The organism is Flavobacterium sp. TN-1 (assembly GCF_052828645.1).
The window spans coordinates 279,896-295,775 of the sequence record NZ_CM128253.1 but is presented as its reverse complement, the minus strand read 5'-3'; the positions used below and the strand labels follow the sequence as shown (position 1 = coordinate 295,775).

The window sequence follows — 15,880 nt, the reverse complement described above, 5'->3', positions numbered from 1 at the left end:
AATTATTGTAATTTTATTGATATAGGGTAAACTAAAAGAATGAAATAGTTTTTAATAAAAGGTAGTTAGACTATGAAATTAGACTGTTATTATCAACTATTTTTGTTTTTGTAAAAAAATGTTTAGAAAAGAGGATGATTATCACGTAGATTTTATTAAAAAACATTTTTAAAAGGGGATAAAAGATCTTAGACAAAGGTGTATTTCATCTGATAAATAAGTATTTCATCAAATTGTAAAAATAATACTTTCTGTAAATCAAATCTTTATTCTTAGAGAATTAAAGGGGTTTTGGGATAAGATCTGTTTTTGTTATACTTTTGTAGTGAATTTTAAAGAAATAAGGTTTTATGAGAAGTTATTTTGGTGTTTTTTTTATTTCTTATAAGGATTTGTTATGCTTAAGATTTAAGTAAGCTACTTTTTGAATATGATGAGGTAGGCAACCAGATTAAACGTTCTATTTGTATAAACTGCCCTAGTTTAAATAAAATAGATATAAAGTTAGTTGAGGAATTGGTATCGTTTGATTTACATCTGGTTTCGAGGGTGTAATAATTCTCTTATTATTTCAATCCAGTTTACTAGCAGTCGTATTTACATAGGCAATCCATTCAAGGTAAATCAATTTGGTTATTCTGTTTAATTTTATTTTCGGGACAAGTATTACGTGCATCAACAAAAGTAGAACAAATGAATACCACGCTGTTTGAGTTTGGAAAATTGCCCAGAGAAATATATATATAATAGTGATGGAATACATCACAGGAGATGAAGAAAATACAATAATCACAAAGGAATGAGTTTTTGTAATTGAAATTAGGTTAAGAAGTAAAAATGAGATAATTATTAGAAATCAATTTTTTACTTTTCGTTCATAACCTTTAAACAAAATGAAAATTAAGATTTAAAAGAACAAAATGAAAATAAAAATTAAAGATTTAAGAACTGTATGTTTTGGACTAGTAGCTTCTTTAGGATACGGACAACAAGTTATTGATAATGTAGGTATTGGGTTAGGAGGTCCCAATTATGGTGCTAGAATAGATGTTAGTTCATTAAAAGGATGGAATGGAGCATGGAGTAGAGGTTTTCAAATAGGAGAAAACTCGGATCCAAACAATCTTAATTTAATTATGTTTGGAGGTAAGGGAACTACTTCAATAAATGGTGCTCCAACTTTAGATTATGGATTTATTGGTAAAGACTGGAACAAGGCATATATGACTTTTTTACCTAATGGTAATGTAGGGGTAGGAACAGTATCACCTATAACAAAGCTAGATGTTTATGGGGATATATCTTTGAACTTTCAACATGGAGCTTCGCCTATTTTCAGAGCAGCTTTTCAGAGTCCAAATGCGGGAGCTATTGATTTTGGAGATGGGTCAGGATGGAAGTTTTATATTAGGAGAAGGAATGATAATATGAAATTGGTTACTTTTTTAGATAATGGAAACGTAGGAGTCGGTACAGATAATCCTTCGGAAAAAATGGAAGTCAATGGAGGATATATTAGAATTACAAATTCAGGTAAAGAAGGACCTGCTTTATGTTTATATAATCCAGAAAAAACAGAAGCAGGAGCAGTATGGAGAATGTACAATATGACAGGTCCCTATGGTAATAGCTTACAGTTTTGGAATTATCCTAATAATTTTTCAAATTCAAATCAGCGTTTAGTTTTACACGATAATGGAGATATGAATGTAAATGGGAATGTTACTTTAAGTAAAAATTTATATGCGAGCGATCTTGTATCAGGAGGAACTAATTCATGGATTTTTCATACGCCTGATGACGGTAGAAATACATTGCATATAGCACCCAATTCTGAAAACAATTGGAAATGGGATAAAGGTATGGTTATTAAAGCAGATGGTAATGTCGCACTACAAGGAAAATTAGAAGCCAAAGAAATAAAAGTAACCACTACCCCTACAGCGGATTTTGTTTTTGCCGACGATTATAACCTGCCCAAATTAGAAGAAGTAGAAAAACATGTAAAAGAAAAAAGACATCTACCCGAAATAGCATCAGCAAAAGAAATGGAAAAAGAAGGTGTGAACGTCGGAGCGTTTCAGATAAAATTATTACAAAAAATTGAAGAATTAACATTATATGTAATTCAACAAAAAAAACAATTGGAAATACAAAATAAGCGCATAGAAGAATTGGAGAAAAAAAACAGGAAGTAATAAGTTTTTTTAAAAATAATATAAAATTCTTCGCTTAATCCAGCACAATAACTATCTAGGAGCCATATTAGTAATAATTGATTGAAAAAGGGAAACTATTAGAAGAACGTGATTTTGACGCTTGGGGAAATTTAACACGTGGTATCATGCAATTATTGGATAGAGAGTATACCGGCATGAATATTTCGAAGAGGAAGGGTTGATTCACATGAACGGTAGGTTGTATGATCCTATTTTACGTTGATTTTTGAATACGGACAAAAATAGACAAGATCAGACCCATATATAGTGTTATAACAAGTATGGATACGTAATGAATAACTCATTGATATTCAATGAACCGAGTAGAGAGATTATGCCATTGCTTATTGCAGCGGGAATAGCAGCTACAATAGTTTTGTTTAGTTGTACCGCAATAACGTATTTTAAAGATGGAAGTTTAAAATATTAGAGTATAGGTAGTGCTTTAAAAGCAGCTTCTTTAAGAGCAGTTAGTGGAGCTATTACTTTTGGAGTAGGAAGTATTTTTTCTAGTGCAGTCTATTTTAGGACAGCCTTCTTATTTTACATCTTGTAGTAACTCCAAAAAAGTGTATCTGCATTTTTTCTTGGGAACAAAATCATCAAGATATTAAACAAGGTTCTTTTATTTCCCTTCAACCAAAAAGAATTGGATCATAAAAAAGAACAATAAATCGACAAAATGCAAAAAAAATCGACAAAATGCAAAAATAATTTGCTATGTCGATTTTTTTTTATGAAATTTGTATTATAGTAATAACAATATAAATAAAAGATTGTCAATGGTTTACAGATTTTTACCCCTTGTTTTGTTATTCTTAATGTCTTTTTCCCCAAAGACTACTAATAACGTGAGTTCTGACTTGGTAACGAGTAAAAGTAATTTTGCTATGTTAGCCAAAATTGAGATGATCTATTTTTCTTTAGACGCAAATCATTTGGCATTACCGCCTATGGAATGTTTTAAGAAAGCAATGTTTGGATATTATTCATTAAAAGAAAAAGGATTAATAGAAAAAGATGTATTAACGGTAATTGATTTTAGTTTATCATCAACTAAAAAAAGAATGTGGGTTATTGATTTGATTTCGAACAGAATTTTGTTTAATAATTTAGTTACACACGGAATGAAATCGGGAGTTGAGTTTGCTAGTAGTTTTTCAAATGAATTAAATTCTAGTAAAAGTAGTTTAGGGTTTTATATAACAGGAGAAACATATATAGGTAAACATGGTTTGTCTTTGAAGTTAGACGGTCAAGAAAGAGGAATTAATGATAACGCAAGAAACCGTTCCGTTGTAATGCACGGAGCCGAATATGCTAACCTAATAACAATAAAGAGGCAAGGTTATTTAGGAAGAAGTCAAGGTTGTCCAGCTATACCAGAATCTATTAAATACGATGTTATAAATGTTGTGAAAGATAAGACATGTTTATTTATCTATCATCCTACTAGGGCTTATGATATTGCTAGTAAATTGATCGCTTAATCGTAAGTATAAGTCAGGATCATATTCATAAATATCGTTTCTAAATTGTAATATTTCTTTATCATACCAAGCTGTAAAGTATAGAAAATGAATTCCAAAATTCTGACTTACTCTTACAGCTTTTGTTTCTTTTTTCTGAAGAATTGTGTCGATCTCTGCTAGTGAATAAGTTGGTACTTCTATTAATTTCTTCTTGTATATAGGAATTGTATTTTTTGTTTTATTTTTTTGAATGATTTCCTCTTTTACGTACTTCTTTTTAAATTTGTCTTTTAATAAATATTCCGCTAATGGTAGTGGTTTTTCTATTCTAACACAGCCAGAACTCAAAGCACGGTATTGATTGATAAAAAGTTCTCTATGATTTGTATCATGCATATAAACAAGGTGTTTATTGCTGAAGTTTATTTTTACTAACCCCAAAGAATTATTATAGCCAGGATCTTGAACGTATTTATAACTTAATGCGTCTTCAGACTTCCACGAGTATGGAGGTATTTCCTTATTCTTAGAATTAAAAATTTTGATTTTGCTTTTATAAAAATAATTTTTACTTTTTGTAGCAGCAGGAATTAAATCCTCCTTTATAATTGTAGGAGGAACCGTCCATGTAGGATTAAAGACAATATTGTCAACTTTTGAAGACAGAATAGGCGTTTTACGTTTAGGTTGACCAATCACTACCTTATATGTTTTTATAGTATCGTTGTTCTCTACGAGTTGTAGTTGAAAATCAGTAAGATTAACGGCTAAAAAATTATTACCCAAATCTACAGGGAACCATCGCCATCTTTCAAGATTTACAAGTATTTGCTGTCTGCGATACTCCTTGCTGTAATTCAATGCTTTCAGTGTGCCTAAGCCTATTTTACCATCTGTTTGCAATCCGTGACGATTTTGAAATAAGATGATTGCTTTTTTTAAATTTTCATCAAATGTTTTATTAAAAAGAGTATCATTAGGTTTTAAATCGCCCCATAATCTTAGTCTTTTTTTAATTTTAGCAATTGTACTGCTATTTTTTAATCCAAAGTATAGTTTTTCATTTGGTTTAGGTTTTATAGTGTCAAAAACTTCATTCGGCATAGTATTAATTTTTAATAAAGCCTTTTTGAGTTGTTTGTAGATATGATGTTGTGGTTTGCTTACGTTAATTAAACTATCTATTTGCTTTTTTGCTAAAACGAAAGTTAATATTGAATCTGTTACTATAGGTTTAGGGATTATTTCCCAATCAGAATAGATTTCGTTAGCATTAAGCTTTCCATTTTTTAAATGAGAGCTATATTTAATCAGCGCGATAGTAAGTAGTTTATGATAACTTTCTTTCTGGTCAGAGGTTAGTATTATTGAGTCCTCGTATCTTAATAATTCAGAATAATGATAATCTTCTGGATTTAGTCCTTCTTCCGTAGATTTCCTAATAGCCTCTAATAATGCTATTCTATTTTTATCTAAATCCCAATTTTCTAATAAAGTTTCATTTTTTAAAGCATTTTGAATACTTTCTTCTGTTGAGAAAAGATTGGGATTTGTGTTGTTAGCACAACCTAAGTAGATCAAAACAGAAATAAATACGGGGTAAAAACTTTTCATAACTGTAAAATTTATTTATCATAGGTTATATTATACTTTACTAGTTTAACTTTGTTTATGTATGGTTTATAAAAAAATATAATGCTTATTTCACTATTAAGATAAACTTTTCTTAGAGGTTTTCTTTTCAAAAATTGTTCCAAATGGTGTCGTAATAATTCCCTGTAAAATTTTATTTTAGTAATAGTATTAAAAAAAGTAAAGTTTCTTGTAGGAAAGGAATGAGCGTGGTTTAATAAATTATTTTGAAAAGGAAAGATCAAAAAGACTGTTTTAAAAAAATAAATACAAAATAAATTGAAATCAACTTTTTTAGATAATTGTGAAATTGTAAGAAAAGTATTTCTTAATATTTTTTTTCTTATAAACACTTTATTTGTAATAAAGTAAGCTCGTTTTTTTAAAAGAATTTCTATGCTGATCATGATATACAAAAGTACAGTTTTATTAATAAGAGACTCATTTTAAAGCAAAATTTTTATCGAATAAATAAGTTGATGATCAAATTTTTTTAAAAAAAATAGATTTAAAATTTGCAGAAACAAAAAACATGCTTATATTTGCACTCGCAATGCGGAAGTAGCTCAGTTGGTAGAGCTCCAGCCTTCCAAGCTGGTTGTCGCGAGTTCGAGCCTCGTCTTCCGCTCAAAGCCTTGAAGAAATTCAAGGCTTTTTTTTTGGAATCAACTCTAAAATCCCTAGATTAGGGATCAAGTCCAAAATCTGAGGTTAAGAACAGAAGTGGGATTATGCAAAAAGATTGGATAATCCGAATAAGAAGAAATCCAGAATCAAGACTAAAAGTTGTGAGATAGATTAAGTATACAAATTTGTTAATCTAAAAAGTGCAAAATTTATATTTTGATGAATCGGATTCTGTATTTAAGAATCCGATCCATTCTGTTTTTTAAAATTTAAAAGATTATTTTAAAAAATTTAGATTCTCCCCAGGAGCCATTTCTACTGCAAACTCACCTGATCGGAAAAGTCTTGCTGTAAGTTCACCTCTTAAAAAAATATCAGAATTATAAACTTCTAACCAGCTTCCTTCTCGTAATCCTAAAACAGGAATTGTACTTAGCTTGTGAAATTCATTAATGCGGGTTTCTCTAGTCTCGCCCATGTGTGTAGAGCCTTCGATAGGATCTAGATAATGCGGGTTTAAATTAAAAGAAATTAGACCTAATGTGTCAAAACTAGGAGGTAAAATGATGGGCATATCGTTTGTTGTGTTCATTGTTTTTCCTCCAATATTACTTCCCGCGCTAGTTCCTAAATAAGGTGTTCCATTTTTAATGACCTCCTTTAAGATAGGAATTAGATTTTTTTCGTAAAGTTTATTTACTAACAAAAAAGTATTACCACCGCCTGTAAAAATAGCTTCAGCATTTTTTACTGCTTCTATTGCGTTTTCAAATTCGTGAATTCCATTTACAACAATTCCAATTTTTAAAAAAACTTCTTTTACTTTTGTAGTATATTCTTCATAGCTTATTCCATTCGGTTGTGCGTAAGGTATAAAAAGTAAAGATTTTATTTCATTAAAATGGTTGTTTAAGGTTGGAAGTAAATATTCTAAATAACCACCGTTGTATAAGGTGGATGTGCTTGCTAAAATAACTTTTTTCATTTCTTATAATTTGATTCAAATATACAGAATTAACAAAATTTTACTATTTCATTAATACTTTATTGACCAAAAAGTCAATTACTTTTACAAAAAATAAGCGAGTCTTGTATGAAAAAGAAATAAGATAGAGATTGTTAAAATCTTGATTTAAGAAAAACACGACAAATAAAAATAAAATACTTTATAATATAGTAAATACATGATAGGTGATTTTTTCTTTTTGTATTAAAGATTAAGAGAAAATATTTTAAAAAAAAATGCTCAGTCTTGGTATCTGAATATTTTTTGATAGATAAAAAATAAAAAAATGTAGACTTAAGATTTTTGCTTCTAACACTTGTCTTAAAGTTAATAAACCTAATAATAGTGAAAAATAAAATTATAATATTTCTTTTATTGGCCATTTTTCAAATAGGATTTTCACAGAACAAAACAATCTTAGAAGGAACAATTGTATCTGATTTAGGTGTTTTAGAATCCATTTTAGTAGTAAATCAAACCACTAAAAAAATAACCCAAACAATGGCAGGAGGGCAATTTCGTATAGAAGCAATGTTGGGAGATATATTGCTTTTTACTTCTACCAATATAGAACCTCTAGAAATTAAACTTAATAAAAATTCCTTTATACAAACTCCTTTAATTATAAAAGTAAAAGTAAAATCAATAGAAATAAAAGAAGTGCTAGTTAAAACACTTTCAGCTAAAGATTTAAGGATTATTAATAGTGAAGTGAAAAGTTATACTCCAGCAGAGAGAAAACTCCTTGAAGCAGGTACTTTTAAGTGGTATAGTCCGTTGTTGATTCCTTTAGGAGGAATGAGTATAACAGGTTTGATTAATAAAATATCAGGTAGAACAGCTCTCTTAAAAAAAGAATTGAAAATAGAACAAAATGAAATTAATCGCAAACAGTTGAAATCTATTTTTTCAAAAGATTTTTATGAAAAGGTATTAAAAATACCAGATGATTATTTAGAAGGTTTTTTAATTTATTGTTCTGAAAATCCAAATGTAATTGAAAAAATAAAAGCAAAAAATTATGGAGATTTGCGTTTTACATTAATTGATTTAACATTTAAGTACAAAGAAATAATAGCCGTTCAAAAATAATATTTTATAAAATGATCAAGAAAATAACATTCGTTTTGATAACTTTTTTGCTTTTAAGTTCCTTTATAGTTCATAAATTTTATGTATCTATATATCAAATTCATTACATACCCGAAAAAAAAAGACTTCAGATAACAAGTCGAATTTTTATAGATGATTTAAATCAAGCATTATCATCTAAATACCATGTGAAAACCGCATTAGGAGAAAAAGAAGAAACGGATAAAGACGTAGAGCTAATGAAGAAATATTTAGAAGAAACATTTAAAATTAAAATAAATGGAAAATTAAAACCTTTTCAGTTTGTGCAAAAAGAAATAGAAGCAAATGTGTTAATTGGGTATTATAAAATAGAAAATATATCAAAATTTAAAAGCCTTGAAATACAAAATAATGCCTTATTAGAGCTTAATGATGAACAGCAAAATATTATTCATGTAAATAATAAAGGAGTTAAAAATAGCTTTTTGTTTTCAGGTAATAATATGAATGGAATGTTAAAGTATTGATAAAAATTTAAAAAAAAATAAAAAAAGAATTTATTTTAGCTTTTAATTTTTTACAATTAAAAATTAAAGTACGAACAAATTTGTAATAGTATAGATGAAAAAACTAACGTCTCTAGTAGTTGTGTTATTTTCTACTTTTTTAGGAATGGCTCAAGAATCACAGAGTAAGTCTAAATCCGAAACCCATACCGATCAAAGTAAGTTTCGTCAAATGTATGATTTGATGGCTACTCCTAATATGTATCGTACCGCATCAGGAGCTCCAGGACCTGAATATTATCAGCAGCGTGCAGATTATAAAATGGATATTGAATTAGATGATAAAAAAGCACGTTTGTACGGAACAGAAACTATTACTTACACAAATAATGCAAAAGAATCATTAGATTATTTATGGTTGCAATTAGATCAAAACTTATTTGCTAAAACCTCTAAAGCACCCTTAGTAAGGAATGAAAAGTTAGATCCAGCTATAAGCGCAAGGGCATTTTCGCGTACTTATATGGAAGAAAAATTTGATGGAGGTTTTAAAATAGAATACGTAAAAGATGCTGTTGGACAGCCTATTTCTTATACTGTAAACGAAACCATGATGCGTATTAACCTAAAAACCCCTTTAGTAAAAGGACAAAAATTTGTCTTTACCATAAAATGGTGGTACAATATAGCAGATTATATGGTTGATGGAGGGCGTAGTGGTTATGAGCAATTTCCCGACGGGAATAGACTGTATGTTCTAGCCCAATTCTTTCCTCGTATGGCTGTATACAATGATGTAGAAGGTTGGCAAAATATGCAATTTTGGGGACAAGGAGAATTTGCTCTGCCTTTTGGGGATTATGAGGTAAATATAACTGTACCAGCCGATCATATTATGGAAGCTACAGGTACTTTACAAAACAAAGCAGAAGTTTTAACACCTGCTCAGTTACAGCGTTATCTACAAGCAGAAAAAATGTTTGATAAACCTGTGATTATAGCCACACAAGAAGAAGCAATAGAAAGAGAAAAATCTTGGTCTGATAAAAAGAAAGTATGGCGTTTTAAAGCAGAAAATGTACGTGATTTTGGTATATCTACTTCACGAAAATTTATTCTTGATGCTATGGCGGTTCAGCTAGGAGACAAAAAAGTAATGGCAACTTCTATCTATCCTAAGGAAGGAAATCCTTTATGGGAAAAATATTCTACTAAAATCGTAGCACATACCCTAAAAAGTTATTCAGCTAAAACATTTGATTATCCTTATCCTAAAGCCGTTTCAGTTAACGCGCAAGATCAAGGAATGGAATATCCTATGATTTGTTGGAATTTTGGAAGACCAGATGAAAAAGGAAACTACTCAGATCATCTAAAATACGGTATGATGGGCGTTATAATTCATGAAGTAGGACACAATTTTTTTCCTATGATTGTCAATTCAGATGAACGTCAATGGACATGGATGGACGAAGGGTTGAATACATTTTTAGAATATTTAGCAGAAATTGAATGGGATCCTAATTTTCCAACAGATCGTGGTCCAGCTAAAATGATTGTTCCCTATATGAGTGGTGATCAAAATGGAATAGAACCCATTATGTCTAATTCAGAAGTAATAAAACAATTTGGTAATAATGCTTATGGAAAACCAGCAACAGGGTTGAATATTTTAAGGGAAACCATTATGGGACGCGAACTTTTTGATTATGCGTTTAAGACCTATGCAAATCGTTGGAAGTTTAAACATCCTACACCAGAAGATTTTTTTAGAACAATGGAAGATGCTTCAGGGGTTGATTTAGATTGGTTTTGGCGAGGATGGTTTTATACAACAGATTATACTGATATAGGAATAAAAGAAGTCAAACAGTTTTTTGTAACGAATGATGAACCAGTAGGATTTAAAGTGCAAGAAGTAACACGAAGAAATCGTTTTAGAGCTTCAGGACCTAAGGTATACATGGTTGAAAAAGCAAGTCGAGATTTTAAATCAGAAATGAATAAACCTTTTGAAACAAAAGAAATTAAAGCCCTAGAAGATTTTGTTAATGCAAATTTTACAACTGAAGAAAAAGCGAAATTAGTAACGCCTAAGTATTTTTATCAAGTAACTTTTGATAAACCAGGAGGTTTAGTAATGCCATTGTTAGTTGAAATTACCTATGAAGATGGAACAATGGAAAATCATAGATTTCCAGCACAAATTTGGTTGAAAAATGAAAAGGAAGTTTCGCGTATTTTTGCGACTCAAAAAATTATTAAAAAAATAAAAGTAGATCCTAAAGAAGAAACAGCAGATATAGATGTATCTAATAATAGTTGGCCTAAAGAAGAAATTAAATCTAAATTTGATTAAAAAAGGTGTATTCGTCCTAAACTTGTCATTTTTGTGTATAGTACAGAATGACAAGTTTTTTTATTTCTTTTAACGTATATTGTTTTAATTTCTATTTACCTTTGTGAAAAGTAAAAAAATAATCTTATGTTCGGAATTGGCGGAGGCGAATTGATATTTATCATCTTTATTGCTTTAATGCTCTTTGGAGCAGATAAAATACCAGATATAGCACGTACTCTAGGTAAAGGAATGGCACAGTTGAAGAATGCAACAAATGACCTCAAATCAGAAATTCAAAACAGTACTACTGGAAAAGAAATTACGCAAATGACTACTGATTTTTCGAAAGAAGTAGAAAATATAAAACAAAATGTTCAAGAGCGTATAATGAAAGAAGCTCCTGTTCAAGATCCCTTGGATATTACGAAAGAAATAAATGAAGTAAAAGAAAAATTTGAAGATTTAACAGGTCCCATAAAACGTCAAATGTAATGTTAGAGCACGTAATAGAATTAGATAAACAACTTTTTATTTTTTTAAACAGTCTAGGATCTCAGCCATTTGATGGTTTTTGGTTGTTTATTACTAAACAATTTCATTGGACTCCTTTTTTTATTTTTATTTTATATTTAGTGTACAAAAAAGTAGGTGGATGGAAACCTTTTCTATTCATTATAATAAACATTGCTTTACTAGTTGCTGTAACAGATCAATTTACTAATTTAGTAAAAGAAACATTTCAACGATTACGTCCTTGTAGTACACCTGAATTAAGAGGAATTATACGGATAGTAAAAAGTAGTGAGACTTTCAGTTTCTTTTCGGGGCATGCCGCTAATTCTATGGCAACTACCGTTTTTGTGTATTTAATACTTAAAGAAAATTATAAATATGTGTATTTACTTTTCTTCTTTCCACTGGTTTTTGCTTATAGTCGTATCTATTTAGGATTACATTATCCAGGAGATATTTTAACGGGTTATATAGTAGGAATTATTCTAGGAATATGTTGTAACGGGTTATACCGTACATTAAGAATAAAAATGAGCAGTAGTTTATAAAACTCTGCTCACAGTTAGTCCGTCTCTTATTGGAAGTAAAACGGTTTCTACTCTAGGATCATCTTTTAGGAGCTGATTGTATTTTAAGAGGATTTGGGTGCTTTTATCATTAGTTTTTACTTCGTCAAGTATCTTACCACTCCATAAGACATTATCGGATAAAATAATACCTCCTGGATTCATCATAGGAATAATGAGATGAAAATAGTTGATGTAATTTTCTTTGTCAGCATCTATAAAAACCAAATCAAATGTCTTGTTTAAAGTAGGAATGATTTCTAAGGCATTGCCTAAATGCTGCTGTATTTGGTTAGCCCAAACAGATTGATCAAAATATTTTTTTTGAAAATCATATAATTCTTCGTTGTTGTCTATGGTGTCAAGGGTGCCATTTTTGTTAAGTCCTTCTGCCAAGCATAAAGAAGCATAGCCAGTATAAGTGCCTATTTCAAGAACAGTATTAGGTCTAATTAGTTTGGATAACATACTTAAGACACGTCCTTGGAAATGACCACTTAACATACGTGGTTGTAATATCTTTTGATGAGTTTCTTTATTTAAACGAGCTAATAATTCAGGTTCATTTTCGCTGTGATTAGCTATATAATTTTCTAAATCTTCTGAAATGAAATGCATAATTTTTTTAATTGTCAAAAAAGTAAATAAAATACGAAGTATTATAAAAGCAGATGTCCTAAAAGTTTAATATTAAGTAACTACTTTTTAGACACCTGCCAGATCTTATTTAACTAGGTCGTCTATAATTTTTTGTACAGGCTGAATAGATTTTGCATACTCTATAGTGGGACCTGCAACCCATACAGTTTTATAGGTAGCCTGAGTAGCTGCTTTTGTTACAGCATTATTTCCAATCATAAAACGAATTAATTTAGCCCATTTTTTTAAACGTTTATTGGTGTTTAGAAATCGTTCTAACCAATTTAGTTTAGTGCCTATTTTTTGTACATAAGGAGTGTTGATAACGGTACAAGGTGTTCCTGAAATTTTTTCAGTCATTACAATATCTTTTGCTCCATAATCCACACAAGCTTGTTTGTATTCTTGTGATACTCCCGCTTCGGTAGAAGGAATGAAAAGACTCCCTATTGAAACACCAATAGCACCATAACCAAGCATTTTATCTAAATCTTTTTTACATCCTACTCCACCAGCAGAAATTACAGGTAAAGAAGTATTTTCATCTAATAATTTAATTAGCTTGTCAGGATCTATGTCACCTCTGTGTCCACCAGCCTGATTGTTTACAGCTATAATGGCATCTGCTTTTAAACTTTCTACTTTTTTAGCAAATTTAAGATCTGTAACATCACAAAAAACCTTAACACCTGCTTTATGAGCTTCCTGTATAGTTTCTTCAGGGCTGCCTAAAGAAGTAATGATAAAATCTACCTTTTCTTCGCAAAGAACTCTAAGTTGTTCTTTGTATTTTATGTTTGATTTGTTTACGATTAGGTTAAAACCAAAACTTCCCCCTTTTACTTTAGCCGCTTTTAGTTCTTGTATAGCTGCTCTAAGTTCTTCAAGTGTACGATAGTTTAAGGCAGGTATACAGCCCGCAACTCCTGCTTTCATACCTTCTATTATCATTGATGTATTAGAAACTAAAAACATAGGAGCCATTATAATAGGGTATTTTATATCTAATAATTCTGTTAATGTAGTCTTTGCCATAATTGTAAATTTGACCAAATATAAGAAAAAAAATATTATGCTTGCATATAAAAAAACAGCTAAAAACTTTGTAAATACTCTATGAAGATTTAATATTTGAAAAAAATAAGAATTATTATCTTTGCCTTATGCAAACAGAAAAAAGAGATATAAGAGCATTAAGTAAAGAAGAACTAAGAACTTTTTTTGTTTCTAATGGCGATAAAGCGTTTAGAGGGAATCAAGTTTATGAATGGTTGTGGCAAAAAAAAGCACACAAATTTGAAGATATGACAAGCCTTTCGAAAGCTACTCGAGAAATGTTAGAACAAAACTTTATAATTCAGCATATAGAGGTAGATCAAATGCAAAGGAGTGAGGATGGAACTGTAAAAAATGCAGTTCGTTTGCATGACGGATTAGTGGTCGAATCAGTATTAATTCCTAAAGAAACCCGGACAACAGCTTGTGTTTCTAGTCAAGTAGGATGTAGCTTAGATTGTAATTTTTGTGCAACAGCTCGTTTAAAGAGAATGCGCAACTTAGAACCTGGTGAAATTTATGATCAAGTAGCCGCTATAGACTCGGAAAGTCGTTTGTATTATAATCGTCCGTTATCAAATATTGTTTTTATGGGAATGGGAGAACCTTTAATGAACTATCCTAATGTCATGAAAGCAATTGATAAAATAACATCTCCAGAAGGGTTAGGTATGTCCCCTAAACGTATTACGGTTTCTACATCAGGAATTTCTAAAATGATAAAAAAGATGGCTGATGATCAAGTAAAATTTAAATTAGCTGTTTCTTTACATTCCGCTGTTGAAGAAATCAGAAATAAAATCATGCCTTTTACTAAAAATTTTCCTTTAACTGATTTGAGAGAAGCTCTAGAATATTGGTATAAAAAGACAAAGAGTAAAGTAACTTATGAATATGTTGTTTGGAAAGGGATTAATGACGACAAGCAATCAATAGAAGCCTTAGTTAAATTTTGCAAATACGTTCCTTGCAAAGTTAATTTAATAGAATATAACCCAATAGATGACGGTGTCTTTCAACAAGCTTCAGAACAATCTATTAATCAATATATAAAAGCTCTAGAAATGGTTGATGTAGTGGTAAAAGTGCGTAGGAGTAGAGGAAAAGATATAGATGCAGCATGCGGCCAACTAGCGAATAAAGAAATTTAAAAAAGGAGACTGTCCAAAAAGTTCACAATCTTGTCATTCGACCAAAGGGAGAAATCACATAATGTTGATTTATTACTTTTAGGACAGCCTTTTTTGAAATTACTTTGTTTTTTCTCTGAAAATGCTTTCTAAATTTTTATTTTTTTGGGAAAGTTGTAATGTTTTTAATCCATTAATTTGAGCAAAATCAAAAAGAACCGGTCGCATATCTTGCTCAGAATGAAAAGTTAATACCCAATGATTATCATTTTTAGTATAAGAACTAATATTAGGTATTTGAAGAAGTAGCGTTTCTTGGATTTCTTTATCAAACTCAACTTCTATTACTTGTTCATTTGTTTCGGTTATTAAACGGTCAATTTGGTTGTCTGCCACAATTTTTCCATGATTAATAATAATAACACGATCACAAATAGCTTCCACTTCTTGCATGATATGAGTAGATAGAAAAACTGTTTTGTCTTTTCCAATATTTTTAATTAAATCACGAATTTCAATGATTTGATTAGGATCTAATCCTGTTGTTGGCTCATCTAAAATAAGGACTTCTGGATTGTGTAATAAAGCAGTTGCCAGCCCTACACGTTGTCTATATCCTTTAGAAAGTTGACTGATTTTTTTATGACTTTCAGGTTTTAATCCAGTAAGATTAATTACCTCCTCTACACGAGAACCACTTACATTATATATGTTAGCATTAAAACCTAAGTACTCACGAACATAAAGATCTAAATATAACGGATTGTGTTCCGGTAAATAGCCCACGGATTTTTGAACATCAAATGATTGAGTATCTACATTAAACCCGTTTACTTTTGCAGAACCTTCGTCAGCGCATATATAAGTGGTTAAGATCTTCATTAAAGTAGATTTTCCAGCACCATTAGGACCTAAAAAACCAACAATTTCGCCCTTGTTTACTTTAAATGAAACAGTATCTAAGGCTTTTTGAGCACCATAATTTTTAGAAATATTTTGAACCTCTATAGACATAAATCTAAGTATTTACAGCAAAAATAAGAAAAACACTTAAAAACACTTAAATAGTTTTCTGTTTTAAAAAAAAATACTAATTTAG

At 30.1% G+C, this 15,880-nt stretch carries 13 protein-coding genes and 1 tRNA gene; 9 read left to right on the top strand and 5 right to left on the bottom strand.

All coding sequences use genetic code 11. The features are described from left to right. Window positions 1-920 precede the first annotated feature (920 nt). Both ACUXZJ_RS01180 and ACUXZJ_RS01175 read left to right on the top strand, forming a co-directional pair. Window positions 921-2,198, top strand: coding sequence for a hypothetical protein (locus tag ACUXZJ_RS01180; protein ID WP_063743243.1), 1,278 nt, complete (start codon window positions 921-923; stop codon window positions 2,196-2,198). Window positions 2,199-3,001: 803 nt separating this feature from the next. Then, window positions 3,002-3,709: a murein L,D-transpeptidase catalytic domain family protein gene (locus ACUXZJ_RS01175; protein WP_060381658.1), complete on the top strand. Its 708-nt coding sequence runs from the start codon at window positions 3,002-3,004 to the stop codon at window positions 3,707-3,709. Here the strand turns inward: ACUXZJ_RS01175 and ACUXZJ_RS01170 are convergent. Beyond that, on the bottom strand, window positions 3,653-5,305 hold the full coding sequence (locus ACUXZJ_RS01170; protein ID WP_063743242.1) for a L,D-transpeptidase family protein: 1,653 nt from the start codon (window positions 5,303-5,305) through the stop codon (window positions 3,653-3,655). The two genes, ACUXZJ_RS01175 and ACUXZJ_RS01170, sit on opposite strands and share 57 nt — an antisense overlap. A gap of 573 nt (window positions 5,306-5,878) precedes the next feature. On the opposite strand from ACUXZJ_RS01170, the gene ACUXZJ_RS01165 reads away from it, so the two are divergent. Further along, a tRNA-Gly gene (locus tag ACUXZJ_RS01165) sits at window positions 5,879-5,951 on the top strand. A 276-nt stretch (window positions 5,952-6,227) separates the two neighbouring features. Here ACUXZJ_RS01165 and pepE read toward each other — a convergent pair. Next, window positions 6,228-6,935: a dipeptidase PepE gene (gene pepE / locus ACUXZJ_RS01160; protein WP_063743241.1), complete on the bottom strand. Its 708-nt coding sequence runs from the start codon at window positions 6,933-6,935 to the stop codon at window positions 6,228-6,230. Between the two features lie 366 nt (window positions 6,936-7,301). On the opposite strand from pepE, the gene ACUXZJ_RS01155 reads away from it, so the two are divergent. The 5 genes from ACUXZJ_RS01155 (at window position 7,302) to ACUXZJ_RS01135 (ending at window position 11,938) form a co-directional block, all read left to right on the top strand. Beyond that, window positions 7,302-8,048 carry a hypothetical protein gene (locus ACUXZJ_RS01155; protein ID WP_060381662.1) on the top strand — a complete coding sequence of 249 codons (747 nt, stop codon included), beginning with the start codon at window positions 7,302-7,304 and terminating at the stop codon, window positions 8,046-8,048. Between the two features lie 11 nt (window positions 8,049-8,059). Further along, on the top strand, window positions 8,060-8,557 hold the full coding sequence (locus tag ACUXZJ_RS01150) for a DUF6702 family protein (protein WP_060381663.1): 498 nt from the start codon (window positions 8,060-8,062) through the stop codon (window positions 8,555-8,557). A 94-nt stretch (window positions 8,558-8,651) separates the two neighbouring features. Continuing rightward, window positions 8,652-10,895, top strand: a complete 2,244-nt coding sequence (locus ACUXZJ_RS01145; RefSeq protein WP_060381664.1) for a M1 family metallopeptidase — start codon at window positions 8,652-8,654, stop codon at window positions 10,893-10,895. 126 nt (window positions 10,896-11,021) lie between these two features. Further along, on the top strand, window positions 11,022-11,369 hold the full coding sequence (locus ACUXZJ_RS01140; RefSeq protein ID WP_060381665.1) for a Sec-independent protein translocase subunit TatA/TatB: 348 nt from the start codon (window positions 11,022-11,024) through the stop codon (window positions 11,367-11,369). Further along, a complete protein-coding gene (locus tag ACUXZJ_RS01135) occupies window positions 11,369-11,938 on the top strand; it encodes a phosphatase PAP2 family protein (RefSeq protein ID WP_063743240.1) in 570 nt (189 codons plus the stop codon). Before ACUXZJ_RS01140 ends, ACUXZJ_RS01135 begins: the two co-directional genes overlap by 1 nt. Here the strand turns inward: ACUXZJ_RS01135 and ACUXZJ_RS01130 are convergent. Next, window positions 11,933-12,574, bottom strand: coding sequence for an O-methyltransferase (locus ACUXZJ_RS01130; protein WP_063743239.1), 642 nt, complete (start codon window positions 12,572-12,574; stop codon window positions 11,933-11,935). The two genes, ACUXZJ_RS01135 and ACUXZJ_RS01130, sit on opposite strands and share 6 nt — an antisense overlap. A 105-nt stretch (window positions 12,575-12,679) precedes the next feature. Beyond that, window positions 12,680-13,630, bottom strand: a complete 951-nt coding sequence (locus tag ACUXZJ_RS01125) for an NAD(P)H-dependent flavin oxidoreductase (RefSeq protein ID WP_060381668.1) — start codon at window positions 13,628-13,630, stop codon at window positions 12,680-12,682. 128 nt (window positions 13,631-13,758) lie between these two features. Here ACUXZJ_RS01125 and rlmN point away from each other — a divergent pair, with 128 nt between their 5' ends. Beyond that, window positions 13,759-14,802, top strand: a complete 1,044-nt coding sequence (gene rlmN, locus ACUXZJ_RS01120; protein WP_063743238.1) for a 23S rRNA (adenine(2503)-C(2))-methyltransferase RlmN — start codon at window positions 13,759-13,761, stop codon at window positions 14,800-14,802. Window positions 14,803-14,901: 99 nt separating this feature from the next. On the opposite strand, the gene gldA is transcribed toward rlmN, so the two are convergent. After that, window positions 14,902-15,795 (bottom strand): gliding motility-associated ABC transporter ATP-binding subunit GldA, encoded by an 894-nt coding sequence (gldA, locus tag ACUXZJ_RS01115; protein WP_060381670.1) that lies wholly within the window; start codon window positions 15,793-15,795, stop codon window positions 14,902-14,904. Window positions 15,796-15,880 lie beyond the last annotated feature (85 nt).

Bases quoted from the DNA above. Each gene is read 5' to 3' on its own strand.
- ACUXZJ_RS01180 (WP_063743243.1), top strand. From the start codon at position 921: ATGAAAATAAAAATTAAAGATTTAAGAACTGTATGTTTTGGACTAGTA.
- ACUXZJ_RS01175 (WP_060381658.1), top strand. From the start codon at position 3,002: ATGGTTTACAGATTTTTACCCCTTGTTTTGTTATTCTTAATGTCTTTT.
- ACUXZJ_RS01170 (WP_063743242.1), bottom strand. From the start codon at position 5,305: ATGAAAAGTTTTTACCCCGTATTTATTTCTGTTTTGATCTACTTAGGT.
- pepE (WP_063743241.1), bottom strand. From the start codon at position 6,935: ATGAAAAAAGTTATTTTAGCAAGCACATCCACCTTATACAACGGTGGT.
- ACUXZJ_RS01150 (WP_060381663.1), top strand. From the start codon at position 8,060: ATGATCAAGAAAATAACATTCGTTTTGATAACTTTTTTGCTTTTAAGT.
- ACUXZJ_RS01145 (WP_060381664.1), top strand. From the start codon at position 8,652: ATGAAAAAACTAACGTCTCTAGTAGTTGTGTTATTTTCTACTTTTTTA.
- ACUXZJ_RS01140 (WP_060381665.1), top strand. From the start codon at position 11,022: ATGTTCGGAATTGGCGGAGGCGAATTGATATTTATCATCTTTATTGCT.
- ACUXZJ_RS01135 (WP_063743240.1), top strand. From the start codon at position 11,369: ATGTTAGAGCACGTAATAGAATTAGATAAACAACTTTTTATTTTTTTA.
- ACUXZJ_RS01130 (WP_063743239.1), bottom strand. From the start codon at position 12,574: ATGCATTTCATTTCAGAAGATTTAGAAAATTATATAGCTAATCACAGC.
- ACUXZJ_RS01125 (WP_060381668.1), bottom strand. From the start codon at position 13,630: ATGGCAAAGACTACATTAACAGAATTATTAGATATAAAATACCCTATT.
- rlmN (WP_063743238.1), top strand. From the start codon at position 13,759: ATGCAAACAGAAAAAAGAGATATAAGAGCATTAAGTAAAGAAGAACTA.
- gldA (WP_060381670.1), bottom strand. From the start codon at position 15,795: ATGTCTATAGAGGTTCAAAATATTTCTAAAAATTATGGTGCTCAAAAA.